10 protein-coding genes are annotated in these 17,447 nt (G+C 32.8%); 8 read left to right on the forward strand and 2 right to left on the reverse strand.

The annotated features are described in order from the left end of the window. The 8 genes from QZZ53_RS01970 to QZZ53_RS02005 all read left to right on the forward strand — a co-directional run. On the forward strand, positions 1-2,320 hold a 2,320-nt coding region (locus tag QZZ53_RS01970), incomplete at its 5' end, for an ABC transporter permease (protein WP_296380897.1). A gap of 21 nt (positions 2,321-2,341) precedes the next feature. Beyond that, positions 2,342-4,759 (forward strand): FtsX-like permease family protein, encoded by a 2,418-nt coding sequence (locus QZZ53_RS01975; RefSeq protein ID WP_296380899.1) that lies wholly within the window; start codon positions 2,342-2,344, stop codon positions 4,757-4,759. Positions 4,760-4,784: 25 nt separating this feature from the next. After that, positions 4,785-7,232 carry an ABC transporter permease gene (locus tag QZZ53_RS01980; protein WP_296380901.1) on the forward strand — a complete coding sequence of 816 codons (2,448 nt, stop codon included), beginning with the start codon at positions 4,785-4,787 and terminating at the stop codon, positions 7,230-7,232. Between the two features lie 198 nt (positions 7,233-7,430). Then, a complete protein-coding gene (locus tag QZZ53_RS01985; RefSeq protein ID WP_296380903.1) occupies positions 7,431-9,782 on the forward strand; it encodes an ABC transporter permease in 2,352 nt (783 codons plus the stop codon). A gap of 13 nt (positions 9,783-9,795) precedes the next feature. Next, positions 9,796-12,183 carry an ABC transporter permease gene (locus QZZ53_RS01990; RefSeq protein ID WP_296380905.1) on the forward strand — a complete coding sequence of 796 codons (2,388 nt, stop codon included), beginning with the start codon at positions 9,796-9,798 and terminating at the stop codon, positions 12,181-12,183. 66 nt (positions 12,184-12,249) lie between these two features. Next, a complete protein-coding gene (locus QZZ53_RS01995) occupies positions 12,250-12,990 on the forward strand; it encodes a head GIN domain-containing protein (protein WP_296380907.1) in 741 nt (246 codons plus the stop codon). Positions 12,991-13,068: 78 nt separating this feature from the next. Continuing rightward, on the forward strand, positions 13,069-13,746 hold the full coding sequence (locus QZZ53_RS02000; protein ID WP_296380909.1) for an ABC transporter ATP-binding protein: 678 nt from the start codon (positions 13,069-13,071) through the stop codon (positions 13,744-13,746). 10 nt (positions 13,747-13,756) lie between these two features. Beyond that, positions 13,757-15,178, forward strand: coding sequence for a TolC family protein (locus QZZ53_RS02005; protein ID WP_296380911.1), 1,422 nt, complete (start codon positions 13,757-13,759; stop codon positions 15,176-15,178). An 80-nt stretch (positions 15,179-15,258) separates the two neighbouring features. Here the strand turns inward: QZZ53_RS02005 and QZZ53_RS02010 are convergent, their stop codons facing one another. Continuing rightward, positions 15,259-16,281: a UDP-glucose--hexose-1-phosphate uridylyltransferase gene (locus tag QZZ53_RS02010; protein WP_296380913.1), complete on the reverse strand. Its 1,023-nt coding sequence runs from the start codon at positions 16,279-16,281 to the stop codon at positions 15,259-15,261. 14 nt (positions 16,282-16,295) lie between these two features. After that, entirely contained in the window at positions 16,296-17,444 is a 1,149-nt protein-coding gene (gene galK / locus QZZ53_RS02015; RefSeq protein ID WP_296380915.1) for a galactokinase, read from the reverse strand. Positions 17,445-17,447: the final 3 nt, after the last annotated feature.

Consider the following 17,447-nt stretch of genomic DNA (forward strand, 5'->3'; position numbering starts at 1 on the left):
AGCTATAGGTATGGCAGCTACAATGCTTATAGGTTTATGGATTGCAGATGAGTTAAATTATAACAATCACTTTAAAAATAAGAATACTATAGCTCAAATTTTTCAGCATCAATCAAGTAATGGAGATATAGGAACTGGTCCTGCAATTCCTAGACCATTAGAGTTTGCCTTACGTGAAAGTTATAATGATAATTTTAAGCATATTATAATGTCTTCTTGGGAGCAGCCTAGGTATTTAAAGTATGGAGATATTAATATCTATACACAAGGAAACGCTATGCAAGAAGGAGGTCCAGATATGTTAGATCTTAAAATAATTGAAGGAGAGAGAGATGGACTTAAAGAGAAGAATTCGATAATGCTTTCAGAAACTTCTGCTAAAAAAATATTTGGATCTGCTACTGCAGTAGGTAAAATAATAATGGTTAACAATGCAGATGATTTAATAGTCAGAGCTGTTTATAAAGATATTCCGGTGAATAACTCATTTAATGAAATGGATTATTTAATACCATGGAAATATTATATCACAACGCAGCCATGGATAGAAAATTCTAAGGGTTCTTGGGGTAATAATTCATTTCAAATGTTTGTTCAGATTAATGACAATACCACTATGGAAGCTGTTACTTCAAAAATCAGAGATGTAAAGAAAAAAGCGGATCCAGAGTTGGTGCAATATAATCCAGAGTTATTTCTCTTTCCGATGCACGATTGGTATTTAAAATCGGAATTTGAAAATGGAGTACAAGCTGGTGGACGAATTGAAAACGTATGGTTATTTGGTGTAATTGGGTTATTTGTATTGTTATTAGCTTGTATCAATTTTGTGAATTTAAGCACTGCACGATCTGAAAAAAGAGCCACCGAAGTGGGTATCAGAAAATCTATTGGCTCGCAACGTGGTCAACTCATTTTTCAATTTTTAAGTGAATCATTCTTAATTGTTTTCCTCTCATTTATAGTTGCATTAGGTATTGTTCTGCTTTTTCTAAATGGATTTAATAATCTAGCGAGTAAGGCTATTGTTTTTCCTTGGGCAAATGCTCAATTTTGGGCAATATCATTTGTGTTTGTAATTATTACTGCGTTTTTAGCAGGTAGTTATCCAGCATTGTATTTATCATCATTTAATCCCGTCGCAGTTTTAAAAGGCACATTTAAATCTGGTCGTTATTCTTCATTACCACGAAAAATTTTAGTTGTAACCCAATTCACGGTTTCAATTGCTTTAATTATTGGGACGCTTGTGGTAATGAATCAAATTCAATTTAGCAAAGATAGACCTGTTGGTTATGACAAGGAAGGTCTGATTCAAGTTCCAGTAATGAGCAGCGAATTTGTTGGAAAAAGAGATCTCATGCGCGAGCAATTTATTGCTTCAGGAGGTGCTATAGAAATGGCAGGTACAAGTGGACCAATGACAAGTGTATGGTCAAATAGGTCTGGCTACACTTGGGAAGGCAAACCTGTTGGTTTCCAAGAAGATTTAGCTTATACAACAGTGTCATATGAATTTACAGAAACTTTAGGCTTAAAGGTGACTTCTGGGAGAGGGTTTTCCAGAGAATTTGCAACTGATTCTAATGCTGTAATTCTTAACCAAACAGCAGTGAAATACTTGGGACTTATAGATCCTATAGGTAAGTACATAAGGGATTCTGATACTGAAGATCCAAATCCGCCATTAAAAATTATTGGAGTAGTAGAGGATATGGTCATACAATCACCATATAGTCCAGTTAAACAAGCGATGTATGTCTTTGAAAAGTATGCTAATACAGCATTCTATAATGTTAGACTTAACCCTGAAAAAAGCACAAGTGAGAATTTAGAACTTATTGAAAGTGTTTTTAAAAAGAATTTCCCAAATACACCTTTCGATTTTCAATTTGTGGATGAAGAGTATGGAGCAAAATTTAGATCAGAAGAACGTATTGCTAGTTTAGCTAGAGTCTTTACGGCATTGGCCATTTTTATAAGTTGTTTAGGTCTTTTTGGATTAGCATCTTTCGTTGCAGAACAAAGAACAAAAGAAATTGGTGTTAGAAAAGTATTAGGTGCATCTATTAGTCAGTTGTGGTTACTATTATCAAAAGACTTTATCACTCTTGTTGTCATAGCGTTGTTGATTGCTTCACCATTAGCATATTATATTATGGGACAATGGTTACAGAAGTTTAATTATAGAACAACTGTAAGTTGGGATGTATTTGCGATTGCATGTTTCGGTGCATTAATAATAACATTAATTACGGTTAGTTTTCAAGCAATAAAGGCTGCGACTTCTAATCCTGTAAAGTCACTTAGAACAGAATAAACGAATCTAAAGCGAACAATCATGATTAAAAATTATTTTAAAATAGCACTCAGAAACCTGTGGAAGCATAGAACATTTACGACACTAAATGTTATGGGCCTTACTGCTGCATTTGGAGTAGCCATTTTGTTGTCTATGTTCGCATTGTTTCAGCTTTCTTTTGACCGTTTTCATGAACAAGGAGATTATCTTTATCAAGTGTATTCAGAAGATAGTGCAGCAGATGGTATTGAAGCTAATACCTCAAAATCTGAACCTTTTGCAGCAGCACTCAGAGATGAGACAACAGGTATTAAGAAGATAACACGTCATAATGGTTCTGGTGTGTTATTGAGCTTTCAAGATAAGCAGCTTTATATGAATGGTGCTTATGTTGATCCTGATTTTTTTGATATGTTCAGTTTTCCTATTATTAACGGTGATAAGAAGAACCCAATCACTTCTGAATCTTCTGTCGCTATTACAGAGCATGCTGCAAAACGAATATTTGGAGAGAAAAATCCTATCGGAGAAACGGTTACTATTTTAAGAGATGGAGAAGAGGTGCCGTTTAATGTTACGGCAATTGTGGAAGACTTTCCTAATACAAGTTCAATGGGCTTTGATATAATATTAAATTTTAAAAGTCAAGGACAGCATGCTTATGCTCGTTCAGTAGGACGATGGGATGTTGAGAATCATAATGTTTATATGCAACTTTCTAAAGGAATGACACCTGCACAATTTGAAAAAAGTACAACAGATTTTACGCAACTACATTATAAAAATGAGATCGATAACGCAAAGCGTGATGGCGTACAACCCAATACAGATGGTAATTATAGACAAATAAAACTATTGTCTTTGGCTGATGTAAAATTTGCTAATTTCAATCAAGGTGCTGTAACTGTAAATCGCACTATACCTTATTTGGTATTAGGTATTGCAATTTTAATTCTGTTTATAGCCTGCGTCAACTTCATAAATATGAGTATTGCCAAAAGCGCACAGCGATTACGTGAAATCGGAATGCGCAAAACTTTAGGTGCCAATAAAAAACAGTTGTTCTTTCTGTTTTGGGGAGAAAGCATTTTGGTGTTTTTAGTATCTGTAAGTTTAGGGGTTTTGATGGCTAATATTTTGTTGCCATCGTTTCAAAACTTGTTTACAACAGAAGCATCGTTTGCAATATTATTAAATCCTTCTTTACTGCTCGTGTTGATTTTGAGTGTCGTGGTCATTACGCTAATCGCTGGAGGTTATCCTGCACTATTAATGAGCCGTCTTGGTACATTACAAAGTTTAAAAGGAAAATTGGATAGTAGTGGAAAAAATCACTTGCGCAATAGTTTAATGGTTTTACAGTTTGGTATTGCCATATTGCTCATTGGTGGAACGCTCGTGCTTTGGGATCAAGTAGAATTTATGCGCACCAAAGATTTGGGTTTTAATAAAGATCAGGTAATTGCTTTTCCACTTAATGGAAAACGTAATGATCAACAAGCGATGCAATTACTTCGAGATGCACTCCAAGATAAAACGAATATTGTAAGTGTTACAGCTTCGAATAATATTTTAGGTATTGGTAAGGATGGAAGCCGTTCTACAAGTGTTTTGGGTTTTGATTATAAAGGCAAAGGAGTAGAGACGCATATGTTGGTTGTGGATGCAGATTATGTTGAAACTTTAGATTTAAATCTAGTTGAAGGTCGCTCATTCCGAAAAAATTTGGTTAGTGATAGTTTGTCGGTTATTATCAATGAAGCGATGGTAAAACAGCTAAATGAAGAAGAAATACTGAATTCTAAAATGAATATTGATGATAAGTTGTATACTATTGTTGGTGTTGTTAAGGATTATAATTTTCAAGAACTCGATCGGAATATTGCACCGATGTCACTTTTTGCATTACCTAATTGGAATTTAAGAAACGTATATGTTAAGGTTACACCTCAAAATTTAGAACAGGCGTACAATGAGGTAAAAACAGCTTGGAACACAATCGAATCTAATGCAGAATTTCAAGGTTCATTTTTAAACGAAAATGTAGATCGTACACTACATAATGAACGCAATATGATTACAATGATTGGAAGTGGTTCATTACTAGCTATTGTCTTGAGTTGCATTGGTTTATTTGCCATGTCATTGCTTATTGTAGCACAACGTAGAAAAGAAATAGGAGTACGTAAAATTGTGGGAGCAAGTGTTTCTGCGATTACGGTACTTTTAACTAAGGATTTTTTAAAATTGGTAGCCATCGCTTTCCTCATTGCAACACCTATTACGTGGTGGGCAATGAGTAAATGGTTACAGAATTATGCTTACCGTATTGATTTGAATATTTGGATGTTCCTTGCAGCTGGAGGAATTGCTGTGTTTATAGCCATGATGACAATATCTGTAAAGACGATAAAAGCAGCAACATCTAATCCTGTAAACTCATTGCGTACAGAATAAATTATTAATCAAAAAACGAACAATAATGATCAAAAATTATTTCAAAATAGCATGGAGGAATATTATGAAGCACAAGGTGTTTTCTCTAATAAATGTTATTGGTCTTACCATAGGTTTAAGTGCATCGTTTGTTATTGGTTTAATGATTTATTACGATGCAACGTTTGATACATTTCATAATGATAGTGATCGAATTTATAGAGTAGTGACAGATTTTAATAGTCCAGAAGAAAAAGATTATAATCCTGGTATTACATTAGCCTTAGAAGATGCAATTAAGGATAATTTAAATTTAGAAGTCGTAAGCGGTTTTTATATTGAACGTCCTTCAAAAGTTGAGAATAAGGAATTAGCTTCAGAATTTAAGTGGCCCAATTTTGTCATTTATACAGATGCTAATTATTTTAAAATTTTCAATTATAAGTTTTTAGCAGGAGATGATACAAATGTGTTATCAAACCCAAATAATGTTATTTTAACTGAAAAACGAGCTGCTGACTATTTTCCAAATACAGCTCCTGACGATATCATAGGGAAAACCTTAGTTTACAATGATTCACTAAATATTACTGTAACAGGAATTGTAGAGAATTTTATAGAACGAACAGATTTTGTTTTTGAAGAGTTTATTTCGCATCCTACACTTTTTCAAACACGATTAAGGGATCAGTTCCTTAATAAACAGTGGGATAATACAAACTCAAATTCTCAACTTTTTGTAAAGTTAAAGGCATCTTCTAATTTGGCTACTGTTCAAAATCGTTTAACTGATTTAGCTAAAGAACATGAAGATGAAGAGGCTAAAGAATATGGATATGAGCAAATATTTACATTACAACCTTTAGCAGATATTCATTTTAATGAAGACTATGGTATTTATGATTGGTCTAAAGGGCAAGCAAGCAAGACCTTGCTAACAAATTTAGCTTTGGTTGCCTTATTTCTGTTGGTGTTAGGTTGTATTAATTTTATTAATCTAAATACCGCTCAAGCATCTCAACGCGCTAAGGAAATTGGAATTCGAAAAACCTTAGGCAGTTCTAGAAAACAGCTCATAGGTCAGTTTATGGGAGAGACGTTTTTACTGGTTTTTGTATCAGCTTTATTATCACTAGCATTATCTAAATGGCTTATCAATGTGTTTTCAGATTTTGTGCCAGAAGGCTTAAGTTTTGAGCTCTTTAAAACACCATTAATATTAATTGGAATAGTCGTTTTATTGCTCATAGTTACATTTTTATCAGGCTTTTATCCAGCATTGGTTTTATCAAAGTTTAATACCGTTTCAGTTTTAAAAAATCATTTAGCAGTTGGAGACAAAAAAGTAAAACTTAGAAAGTTTTTAACCGTATTTCAATTCACTATCGCTCAGGTTTTTATAATTGCGACATTATTGGTTGGCAAGCAAATAAATTATTTGTTAAATAAAGATATGGGATTTAAGACCGAAGCTATAGTTTCAATCCGTAGTCCAAGGAGCGAAAGTGAACTTTCTAAAAAAGAACTATATGCAGAAAAATTAAGAGCCATATCGCAAATTAAAAAAGTTAGTATTGGTGGTGCAGCTCCAGCATCATTTTCAACTAATAGTACTGAAATAACTTACATGGATGGAGAGAACGAAGTTAAATCAGAGCTACAATTTATTTTTGGAGATACTAATTACTCAAAATTATTTGAATTAGAAATCTTAGCAGGAAGATCGATTAGAAATGACACCATAAAAGAATTGGTAATAAATGAGACCTGTAGAAATAGGCTTGGTTTTATAACTCCTGAAGATGCTATCGGAAAAACCGTTGAATTAAATGAAGAAGACGTCGCTATTGTTGGTGTAATGGCAGATTTTCATCAACGTTCCTTAAAAAGTGAAATTAAGCCTATGGCTTTACGTGGAGATTGGTATCGACCAAGATGGAGTCAGTTTCAGACCGTGCATATTGCTTTTCAAAATAAATCACCTAATGGTTTAAAAGGAGCACTTTCAGAAATTAAAAATGCTTATAAATCTGTTTATTCAGAAATAGATGACTATGAGGTTAAGTTTATGGATGAAAGTATTCAAAAATTTTATAATAAGGAAAGAAAGGTTTCAAAACTACTAAATTGGGCTACTGGCTTATCAATATTAATTAGCTGTTTAGGGTTATTAGGATTAGTGATTTATACTACTAATCGACGCATAAAAGAAATTGGAGTGCGTAAAGTTTTAGGTGCTTCATTAATCCAAATCAATACACTTCTGTGTAAAGAGTTTTTAATTCTTGTTGCAATTGCATTTATAGTTGCTGCTCCAATTGCTTATTATGGCATTAATAATTGGTTACAAGATTTTTCATATAAAGCAAGCATTAGTTTCTGGGTGTTTATAGCAAGTGGATGTGCTATGATTTTCTTTGCTTTGTTAGTAATCAGTGTAAGGACGTTACAAGCTGCTAATGCAAATCCAGTAAATTCTTTGCGTTCTGAGTAAGCATCATTTTTAACTAAATTTCTAAGAATACTTTGCCTAAGTTTTAAAGTGTTCGATTACGAACAAGAAGTGTATCAAAATCGAACACTTTTTTTTCGAAACATAATTGTAATATATTGATTTATAGCCGTTTGTGTTTTTGGCATTATCTTCTCAATATAAATGGTATAAGTAATTAATTCAGTCAAAAAAAGAACCATGATTTTAAATTATATAAAAATAGCATTCAGGACTCTATTGAAAAATAAAGGTTATAGCTTCTTAAATATTTTTGGCTTGGCTATAGGCATTACATGTGCCAGTTTAATCTTTCTTTGGGTTGAAGATGAAGTGAGTTTTAACTCAGATTTTCAAAAGCAAGATCAAGTTTATTATGTGCCAACACATCAGGAATATGATGGAGAATGGAGAACATTTAATTCTACACCTGGACCTTTAGCAGAAGCTATGAAAACGGAAATTCCTGGCGTTGTTAGAGCAACAAGAACAAAGCAAAGAGACTTTTTATTTACTGTAGATGATAATGGTATTAATCGTTCTGGACGTTATGTTGATGAAGATTTTATTGAGATATTCAGTTTAACCTTTGTAGAAGGAAATAAAAATGAAGCTTTTAAAAATCCAGAAGCAATTATTATTACAAAGGAAACAGCAGAACAGTTGTTTGGGAAGAATACAAAAGTATTAGGTAAAACACTCAGAGTTGATAATAAAGAGAATTTTCTGATTACAGGTGTCATTGATAACCTCTCTAAAAATGTCACTTTTCCTGTGAATTGGATTGCACCTTTTGAGCGTTATAGTAGAGGAAAAGAATGGACAAATGGATATGGTAGTTTTTTCGCAGATACTTTTGTTGAGTTATCACTTGAAGCTGATTTTACAGCGACAGATGCACTAGTTCGCGGATTACTTGAGAAAAAAACTGACGACAGCAATTCAAAAGCATTTTTGCATTCAATAAAAGATTGGCATCTTAGAGATAATTTTGAAAATGGGAAACAAGTTAATGGACGTATTGTTTATGTACGTTTATTTACAATCATAGCTTTAATTATTTTACTTATTGCCTGTATAAATTTTATGAATTTATCTACAGCTAGAAGTGAAAAACGAGCAAATGAAGTTGGTGTTAGAAAAGCTATGGGTTCTGGTCGTTCTCGATTAATTTTTCAATTTATTTCTGAAGCTTTAATTCTGGCTTTTATGGCGACACTTGTAAGTGTTCTATTGCTATTTATTTTATTACCTCAGTTTAATTTAATCATTGATAAGAATTTAGTGTTAGGCCTCGCAAAGCCAGTACATATCATTGTTTTATTAGGAATTACTCTAGTTTGTGGAATTTTTGCTGGTCTTTATCCTGCATTCTATTTGTCTTCATTTAAACCTGTTGAGGTGTTAAAAGGTTTAAAGGTTAGTCAAGGCTCTGCCACATTTATTAGAAAAGGACTTGTTGTTGGTCAGTTTACGATTTCTATTGTTTTTATCATTTGTACCATTTTAGTATATCAACAAATTCAGCATGTAAAAAATAGAGATTTAGGTTTTGATAAAGACCAATTGATTTCATTAAATGTCAATGGCACTATGATCGAAAAATTTTCAGTCATAAAACAAGATTTAGTTAATACAGGAGCAATAACAAGTGTAGGTTTAAATAATTCTGGTGTTTTAGATGGAGGCAATAATGGATCTGGTTTAGAATGGACTGGTGGAACAAATACAGAAGATGTATTGATTTTCTTTAGATATATCAGTTCAGATTTCTTAGAAACTGCAGGTATGGAACTCGCTGAAGGTCGTGGTTTTAGTGAGAATAGAACTAAAGATAGTACGAGTGTTTTGATAACCGAATCTTTTGCAAAATTAATGGGTGAAGGTAGCGCTATTGGCAAAAAAGTAACAAGAGGAGACACTTATACAGTTATTGGTGTGGTGAAAGATTATTTATATGATGATATGTATGGACAAAGTGATCCTGTGCTCTTTTTTAATTATCACGGAGAAGCTAGCTATATGTATCTAAAAACTAATCCTAAAATAGCCACTAGTGATATGCTATCTAAAGTTGAAGCCGTGATGAAAAAACATAACCCAGCTTTTCCTTTTGAATATGCATTTGTAGATGAAACGTTTAATGCAAAATTTAAAAGTGAACAACTTATTGGTAAGCTCTCACAACTCTTTGCTTTATTAGCAATACTTATTTCTTGTTTAGGTCTTTTTGGTTTGGCTGCTTACACAGCAGAACAACGCAGTAAAGAAATTGGAGTTAGAAAAGTTTTAGGAGCTAGTGTTTCAGGTATTGTGAAATTGTTGTCTAAAGACTTTTTAAAACTTGTAGGTATTTCAATTTTAATAGCCATTCCTATTGCTTGGTATGCCATGGGTAATTGGCTTCAAGATTATGCTTATCGCATAGAAATTAATTGGTGGATTTTTGTCATTGCAGGTGTCGTTGCTATATTAATTGCGTTGGTAACTGTAAGTTTTCAAGCCATTAAAGCAGCAATGGCAAACCCAGTAGATAGTTTAAAAACAGAATAAAAAAACAAGTGCTATGATACGTAGTTATATAAAAATTGCTTGGAGAAATATAAAAGGAAGTCCGCTTTTTTCATCTATTAATATCTTGGGACTTACACTGAGTCTTGCTATCACAACTTTACTATTCTTGTTTGTTCAACATGAAAACAGTTTTAATACTATGTTTTCAAAAAAGGACCAAATTTATAGAGTTTTGACTGAGACCTCTGAGAGTTATGATAATACAACTTATGCAACTGCACCAGCAATGGTTGCACCAACGAGTATTGAGGATATTCCAGAAATTATAGATGCTGTTCGATTTTTAAAACATGGCTTTGGAGAGCCTGCTTATATTAGTACAGGTACTTCAGAATTTATTGAATCCTCATTATACTATGCAGACTCTAGTTTATTCAGAATTTTTGATTTCAAGCTAACCCAAGGTATTGCTAATAAAGCTTTGGTTAAACCGAATACGGGAATTATCTCAAAAACCACAGCAATTCGTTACTTTGGCACTGACCAAGCGATTGGAAAGCTCTTTAAGATTGATGATAGAATTGATATTGAAATTACAGGAGTATTTCAGGATTTGCCAACCAATACAACTTTAGATGGTAATATTTATGTCTCTTTTACGACAAGTTTTTTTTCAAGAAGACCAACATGGTCTAATGCGAGCTTAGAAACTTATATTTTAACAGCAAAAGGCTCAAAGGACAGTGCTTTAAAATCGAAGCTAAAACAAATGCTCGATAAACATGTTGATAAAGAATCGCAGTGGTATACTTTAAATGTTCAAGATTTAGGTAAAGTTCATTTATACTCTAATGAAATAGAAAACGGTTATAGTTCTCGGAAAGGCTCAATAGAACAGGTAAAAAGTTTGTCATGGCTTGCGCTATTGATTCTCATAATTGCTTGTATCAATTACATGAATCTTACAACGGCTCGTTCACAAAAACGATCGCGAGAAGTAGGTGTGAGTAAGACGCTTGGCGCATCAGTAAGTAATTTAATGATTCGATTTTATGCAGAAACAGGACTTATAACTGCAATCTCAATTTCACTAGGCGTTGGTTTAGCATTACTTTGTTTACCATTTTTTAATCAAATTGCTGGTAAAGAGATTCCAGATTCTATGCTTTGGTCAGCAACGTTTATTATAACGCTTGTTGCAATTTGGGCAATTACGACATTGCTCGCAGGTTCTTATCCAGCGATTTATATGTCTAGTCTTTCTGCTAAAAAAATATTAAGCGGAGGTAAAATAGGAACGTACTGGTCTACTAATGTTAGAAAAGGCCTTGTTGTAATGCAATTTGGAGCATCTACATTACTTATTATTGGTGTATTTGTTATCTATAATCAACTCAAATATATTCAAGATAAAGACTTAGGGTTCGATACAGAACAAGTTATGGCTATTTCGATTAACGGAATCAATGAGGCAAATAATGTAAAAGTGTTAGAACAGGAATTGGCTAAGTTATCTATAGTTTCTAATGTTGCTTCTGCTCAGGGTTTCCCTGGGAAAACCGTAAGTGGTAGAATGGTTCAAAATCCTCTTGAAGATGATGGAGGAATGGCTGTGCAAACAAATCGTGCTGATGCTGAAGCACTCAATGTTATGGGATTGCGATTTATTGCAGGAAAGAATTTACCGCTTGTAAAGAAAGAAGGAGATTCTTTAATAGATGTTGTAGTGAATAAAAAGATAGTTGATTATTTGGGTTACACACCAGAAGAAGCTATAGGTAAGCACATTCAAATGCTTCCTAGTAATAATGCTTTTATAGTTGGTGTGGTTGAAGATTTTAACTATGCGTCATTGCGTGAACCAATTGGTGCATACGCATTTCATAATTTGTCTACAGAATATAAGGAATATATGTTGGTGAAAATGAAAGTGACAGATTTAAATCAAAGTATATCTAGCATTGAGGAAAGTTTTAAAAAAGTAGTTCCAAATGTTCCATTTGATTATAGCTTTTTAGATCAAAATATAGAGCAGTTGTATATAGAAGAAAAACAAACAGCAACTATCGGTATGATATTTTCTTTACTCGCCATATTTGTAGCTTGTTTGGGTCTTTTTGGTCTAGCTGCTTTTACTGCTGAACAACGCGATAAAGAAATAGGAATACGGAAAGTCTTAGGTGCTTCTGTTGTTGGTATTGTAAAACTATTATCTGCTGATTTCATTAAATTAGTAGCAATTGCCTTGTTAATAGCATTTCCTTTGGCTTACTATGTAATGAATAATTGGCTACAAGACTTTGCATATAGAATCAACATTAGTTGGCACCCTTTTGTGTTTACGGGTTTATGCGCTTTAGGTATTGCCATGTTTACAGTGAGTTTTCAAGCCATTAAAGCGGCTATTGCAAATCCGGTAGATAGTTTAAAAACGGAATAAAATTATAAAACTGAATTCATCAATAATCTGTGCTGAACTTGTTTCAGTATTAAAAAAAAACAAATCATGAAAAATTTAAAATGCATCACAATAGTAGTTCTTGTTCTTTTTGGACAAACGCTATTAGCTCAAACAAAGAAGATAGTTGAACCCTTTAATAAAGTAATTATCAGTCCACACATTGAAACCACTTTTGTACAAGGAGATGAAGAATCAGTAACGATTCTTGCAAATACATTATCAGACGACATAGTGAATATTGAAGTCAAAGGCGAAACACTTAGAGTTTATTTAGATGATGCCAAAGAAACTACTAAACATAAAAAAGTTATCATTGATGGAGTAAAACGAAAAGTACCTATCTATAAAAATAAAGTTTTAACTATTGTAGTGACTTATAAAAATATAGATGAGTTGTCCTTAAGAGGAGAACAAAGAACCGTATGTGAAAGTCTTATTAATGTCAAAGAATTTAGGCTTAAAATTTATGGTGAATCCCAAGTCACCTTTAATGCCGTAAACTTTAAAGAGTTTGATGCAGATATCTATGGTGAAAGTCGGTTAACTGTAAAGGAAGGTAATATTAATAATCAGAAAATAACAGCTTATGGTGAAGGAGATATTAACCTAGTTGAGGTGAGTAATAAAGCATCGAAACTTAAAGCTTATGGAGAAGCAAAGTTTACTGTTAACGCTTCGGAACGAATTAAATTTACTGCTTATGGAGAAGCAGAATTGTATTATAAAGGTACAGCAGAAGTAGATCGAGGCTTAAGCATAGGAGATTCAAAAGTCAATCGAATTTAGTAACAAAAAACCCAATTTTACTGAACTATTACATTGAGCTTATTTAAGCGTTGTTTCAGTATATCAACAAGTTAGAAGATGATAAATACATTATTAAGTTTAAACGAAGCAACCAGAACGGTCAATTCTGGAAGTAATAAAGTCGCTTTACTAGATAACATCGATTTACAAGTAAAAGAAGGGGAGTTTATTTCACTTATGGGACCATCAGGTTCTGGTAAATCAACCTTATTGAATTGTATTGGGATGTTAGATAATTTCACTGGAGGTGGTTATACATTTTTAGGTGAACCTGTCCATAGTATGAAAGAGAGAAACCGATCCAAATTGTATAAAGAATATATCGGTTTTGTGTTTCAGGCTTATCACCTAATAGATGAGTTAACGGTTTATGAAAACATTGAAACACCTTTACTTTATAAAAATGTAAAATCATCTGAACGCAAAGCGATGGTGGCAGATATGTTAGATCGCTTTAATATTGTTGGCAAGAAAGATTTATTTCCAATTCAATTAAGTGGTGGACAACAACAGTTGGTTGGAATAGCAAGAGCATTGATTGGAAAACCAAAATTGATTTTAGCTGATGAACCAACAGGAAACCTAAACTCGAAGCAGAGTACAGATATCATGGAATTATTTTCACAGTTGAATAAAGAAGGAGTTACAATAATCCAAGCTACACATTCTGAAAATAATGCGTCTTATGGCTCCCGAATTATTAATCTACTTGATGGAAAAATAGTTTCAGAATAATAAAATAATCATGATACATAAACAACTCACTTACGCCATCATTTTAATGATGAGCCTGATTGGATTTGCCCAAACACAATCAGAAAAAAGCTATTCTTTAGATGAATGTATTTCTATTGCATTAGAGAATAATCTCGATTTAAAATCAACCAATTTATTAGCAAATTCGGCTAAAGTAAATTACCAGCAATCGAAAGCAAATTTATTACCTAGCATCAACGGAAATTTTAATTTGGGTGTTAATGATGGTAGAAGTATAAATCCATTTACAAACGATTTTATAAATCAAGAATTAACATTTTCAAATTTAGGTTTAAGTCTAGATGCTACAATTTTTAATGGATTTCGATTATTAAATACAGCGAAACAAAATCGTTTAAACAAGAAAGCTTCAGAACTAGAGGTTGAAGCTGCTAAACAAGACTTAATGTTGAATGTGACTTTGACATATCTTCAAGTTCTAAATGCCAGAGATGTTTTAGGATTAACTAAAGCACGACTAGAAACCACAAAACAACAACTTAAAATTCAAGAAGATTTTTATGAAAATGAATCTGGAAATCCTGCAGATTATGCAGATATATTAGGGCAAGTTGCAAGCGATGAAACCAGTGTTTTAGTGTCTGAAAGTAGCTTAAATAATGCAAAATTAAGCCTAATGAGATTACTGAATTTAGAGAAAAGTACAGATGTAGATGCAAAGAGCCTTATTCTAGATTTTGAAACCTATAATTTATCAGCTGATGAGGTTTATACACAAGCTTTACAAAATCTGGCTACATTTAGAGCTAGAGAATTAAGAATAGAAGCGGCTAAAAAAGGGGTGAGTATTGCTAAATCTCAATTTACACCTGAGATATCACTTTTTGGGGGTTTAAACACTAATTATTCTAGCGCAGCAGAACTTTTTACTTCAACAGGAAACAGCATTGTTGAAACAGGCGATTTTGTAACTGTAGCTGGACAAGATTTGCCAGTTATGACTGAGCAAACATCATTTGCATCTGAAAATATTAGCTACAGTGATCAGTTAGATAATAATCTAAATACAGTTGTTGGTGTTGCGGTTAACGTACCACTTTTTAACGGTTTTAGAGCTAAGAATAATGTGGCTTTAGAAAAAATTAGAGTAGAGGAGTCTGTTTTAGAATTAGAACGTACACACTTAGATATTAAAAATGCTATTGCTCAAGTTCATTTTGATATGGAGGTTGTTTATAAGCGTCATCAAAGTTTGTTAAAACAAGTTGAAGCATATCAAGAATCTTATCGTATTAATGATATTAGATTCAAAAACGGAGTTTCTAATTTCTTGAATTATATTACAAGTAAAAATAATTTAGATAATGCTAAAGTGAATCTAACTAATGCTAAATATGAATATTTGTTGCGCACTAAGGTTTTAGATTATTACAGAGGAGCGGCTAATTGATTTTAATTTTTACTCTTAAAAAAGAAAACCTTTAAATAGAATCATTTAAAGGCTAAATCTTACTTTTCTAATTAACGTTATTATTCAATCAACGCTTTTAATCTATTAGCAGCTTGTTCTGCCGTAATATCTCTTTGAGGTGAACCAAACATTTCGTAACCAACCATAAATTTCTTAACCGTTGCACTTCTTAAAAGTGGTGGATAAAAACTCATGTGCCAATGCCAATGTTCATTAGTTTCTCCATTTGTAGGAGACTGATGAATTCCGCTTGAATATGGAAAAGAACATTCAAATAATTTATCGTAAGCCTTAGTGATTTTTGAAATCGCATCAGCAAATGCTAAACTTTCTTGTTCTGATATTTTAGTAATGTTAGAGTACTGTTTTTTGGGCACAATCATAGTTTCAAAAGGCCAAATTGCCCAGAACGGTGTTAAGACAATAAAATCTTCATTTTGGTAAATGATACGTTCATTAACTTCTAATTCTTGTTTTAAATAATCGTCTAATAAACTACTTTTATTAGTATTGAAATATGCTTTTTGTTGTTTATCTTTTTTATCAACTTCATTAGGTAACGTAGATTGACTCCATATTTGTCCATGAGGATGTGGATTACTACAACCCATTACTGCTCCTTTATTTTCAAAAATCTGCACGTAGTTAATCATTTCATTAGAACCTAACTCGATGTACTCTCTTTGCCATGTTTTAACTACTTTATTAATATCTTCAACTGCCATGTCTGCCAAACTCTTTGAGTGATCTGGACTAAAGCATATCACTTTACAAATACCTTGTTCACTTTCGGCTTTAAATAAACCTTCAGATACAGAAAATTTTGGTGATGTGGTTTGTAAGGCTGCGAAATCGTTTGTAAATACAAAGACATCTTCATATTTAGGATTCTCTTCTCCATTGATTCTCGTATTACCAGCACATAGATAGCAATTTGGATCATGTGTTGGTCTTACTTCATTAGAAATAGCTTCGTTCTGTCCTTGCCATGGTCGTTTTGCACGATGTGGTGAAACCAAAACCCATTCTCCTGTCAATATATTAAATCGCTTATGCGAATAGTCTTGCAAATTTGTATTCATTATGATTCCCTTTATTATTTAACGATTCGGGTTCCTCGAGATAGTTTTACACTATACACTGAGCAATCTTTTTCAAATCTTTTTCTGAACTTTTTAGCTGTATCTTTTTTAAACTTTTTGAATTCATCTTTCTTAACCAAATTAATAGTACAGCCACCAAAGCCTCCTCCCATCATTCGTGCTCCAAGAACATTAGGGTTTTCTTTTGCTCTTTCTACAAGAAAGTCTAATTCTGCACAACTCACTTTGTAATTTGTGCTTAAACCCTCATGTGATTGATATAATAAATCGCCTAAAACTTCAATGTCATCTTTTTTAATGGCTTCTGAAAACTGTTTTACTCGACTATTCTCATTTATCACATACAATGCTTTTTGATAGTCTTCATCAGTAATTTCTGACTTAATACGATCTAAATCTTCTTTAGATGCATCTCTTAAAGCATCAATATGTAATAGTTCTGATACTTTTTCGCAAACTTCACGTCTGTCGTTATAAGCACTTTCAGATAAATCGTGCTTTACATTACTATTGATGAGCATCAATTTATAATCCTTAAAATCTATTTTGTAAGGTTGAGATGTAACTGTTCTACAATCTAAAAGCAATGCACTCTTTTTTACACCAAACATACTTGCGTATTGGTCCATAATACCACATTTAACACCAGCATAATTATGTTCTGCTTTTTGTGAGATTAAAATCATTTCACTTTTAGATAATCCTAGTTTGAATAACTTATTTAGTCCATAAACAAAACTATTTTCTAATGCGGCTGATGATGACATACCAGCTCCTCCAGGAATATTACCAGAAAAAACAGCGTTAAAATCACCAACAGGTTTACCTGCCATTTGTAATTCTGCAACAACTCCTAGAACGTAGTTTCTCCAGCCTCCATCTTCTAATGGTTTGACGTTTTCTGTCTTAAAGTCGTATATCTCGTTTTTGTTTAAAGCACATACGGAACTTTTATTAGACTCACTTTTACTTATAGCAAGACCAATGCCTTTATTAATAGCAGCAGGAAATGCAAAGCCATCATTGTAATCGGTATGTTCTCCGATAAGATTGATTCTGCCTGGTGAAAACACTAAAAGTGGCTTAGTTTTAAATTGCTCTTTAAAACTGCTCTTTACTTCTTTGATTAATTTTTTATTCATGAT

It is taken from the genome of Winogradskyella sp., assembly GCF_016744625.1.
GTDB lineage: Bacteria > Bacteroidota > Bacteroidia > Flavobacteriales > Flavobacteriaceae > Winogradskyella.